1 protein-coding gene is annotated in these 2,456 nt (G+C 49.6%); it reads right to left on the bottom strand.

Annotated features, from left to right (window positions below; translation table 11 throughout):
* Positions 1-295 precede the first annotated feature (295 nt).
* Positions 296-2,456: hypothetical protein (locus tag BDE01S_RS11440; RefSeq protein WP_169798095.1), on the bottom strand; the 2,161-nt coding region annotated here is incomplete at its 5' end.

Genomic DNA, 2,456 nt, shown 5'->3' with positions numbered 1-2,456 from the left:
GGATAATGTGGTGTCTTTGTCGAGAGCAGTATAACTGCTGTCTAAGCGGTAAAAATCGGAAAGAATTGGTTTCTCCGCAGGCTTCGGCGCTTGTTTTCACAGTAGGACGGGCATCCCTGCCCGTCGCTTTGCCACGAGGCAAAGGATAATGTGAAATCCGATGGTTTTATCTCACTCTGCGAGTGAGCGACGGGCACGGATGCCCGTCCTACAGTCATGCGCCCTACTTTTTTATGGCAATAAAAAACACCCCCGATAATCGGGGGTGTTGATCTCTAAGACAAGGTTGTCATGATTAAATCACAATAATACCGTCTTGGATATATACCGTTGCATTAGTATCGGATGAACGATACGCAGTATAACCATCAGGCGCTTGGCTTTCAGGCTGCGCAGAGAACGTACCCAAGTTCGGACTACTTGCGTTGCCACCGTTCGCCCCCAAGTCAATAGTCGCGGTACCAGTATAACCTTGAGCTTTTTGGATAAACAAGCCATTATAGGTTACACCATCAATTGTCCACTGACCTTGGTTCTTACCAGCGGCAGAGCCATTCAACCCTAGCACGTTGTCAGTTTGCAGATCAATCTGCTCAAAGTTGCGGAAGATCTCCATCATACGAGCTCCTCTAACATCAATGGTAGAGTCAAACAAGATGGTATCCCAACCGTTACCGCCGTTTACATCAGCTTTACCGCCTCCAGGAATACTCACTGAGCCACTCAATACAAAGGTATCGTCGCCGTTACCCATATCAATATTGGCTGAGCCTGTACTGGTTACAGTGATTGCCTCTCCGGTTAAAGCGCGGCCTGTATCAAACAGGTCGTTACCATCGCCCATATTCACATTAATGCTGCCTCCACCTGCAACAAGGATATAGTCTTCCAAGAAGATAGAGTCATTACCTGTACCCATATCGATGTTGGTATTCAGACCCGAGTTTTGCTGAATGGTATGCGCAATCAGTGAGTCATTACCCGCACCAAAGTTAAGGTCAACACCACTATATGGACCAATCCACGTACCCATACCGACGTTACCAAAAGTACCGCCTTGTGCACCGACAATCACCACATCGTTACCACTGCCAACATTATCATTCACGCGGTTTTGACCTGTGCTATTACCACCGACCAAACCATCGCGAGTATAGATGTTTGGCATATGAATCAGATTGATTGCATCAGCGCCTGTCGCGTTGTTTCTTGCCGTATTGCCAGCGATGTCAGTAATGTTAATGTCATAGCTATAACGACCCACTACGTTACCGAATGTTGAGCTGCTTAGAGCCAAATTCGGAATCAACACGATACCATCATCGTTCACTGTGCGACCATTGCCGCCGTTTACGGTAGCATAAGCGCCAGGCTCCAATCCACGGGCTACCAAGCTATAAGTACCGTCATTATTGCGACCGACTGTGATATAGCCAGACGGTGTAACATGGTCGTAAGTGGTAGCCAGGTTATTCGACACAACACTGGTATCGTCTTTCAGGCGTGCTTGGACATTGTGCTTCCAGCCTTCCATTTCATCGTTGTTCGGCAATTTGAAGCTGCCATCACCTGTACCACCATCATTCCAGGTCAGACCGCCGTTAGTGGTGTATTCCCACGCTTGACCGCCTGTGCCAGTTACCAGTACATCTGGATCCTTAGTAATGCCGTCGCGATTAGTACCACGTGTGTTTGCACCGAAGGTATCGTCTTCCAGAGCAACACGCAGATTCACTGGCTGCGCCGGCGTAACAGAAGTGTCATTGATTGTCGCTTCGTTACCTTTTACGCCGCCTACGGTGTAGGTGACGGTTTCCGCACCTTCAGTAGTGGTATCCGCCACAACCGGAGTGGTGATGGTAAATTCGGTTACACCTGCAGGAACGTTCAGCGTGCCGTCGGCGTTACGGGTAACACCGTTTGAATAGGTGGTTGCCGCATCGTCAAAGTCAGCATCGTTCGCGCTGTCGGTAGAGCGTGCTACGGTCAGGTTATCCACGCCGTTGTTGTTGGTCAGTTTCACCGTGGTTACGATGTTTTCACCTTCGTTAACAGGTGTGGTGGTGACCACGCCGTCCGGATTGCCGTCGCCATCTGCATCAGAGTCATCTACCTCAGCGTTTTTGCTGTCAGTACCGGCATTGACCGGATCTGCGTCAGCAATTGCACCTTGATCGTCCGTGCCTTTGGCATTGACTGGCGAGCCGTCTTTCACTGCGTCTTGTGGAATGGTTACCACACCGGTAGTCGGGTTAACGGTTGCACCAGTATTGTTTGGATCAGTGATTGTCCATTCGCCGGTATTCGGATCTTTGGTTACCGTTACTGTCTTAGGCTGATCGTCTTCACCGGTGAACGTGATGTCCACTTTTTCGTTGTCATCACCCGGAGTTACAGTTACAGAACCGTCGGTGTCGCTTGCGGTAATCACAGGCTGATCGGCTGTGTTCGGTTCG

The organism is Bergeriella denitrificans NBRC 102155, assembly GCF_001592185.1.
GTDB lineage: Bacteria > Pseudomonadota > Gammaproteobacteria > Burkholderiales > Neisseriaceae > Neisseria > Neisseria denitrificans.
The sequence above is the reverse complement of the archived record's forward strand: the minus strand, read 5'-3'. Positions and strand labels throughout refer to the sequence as shown.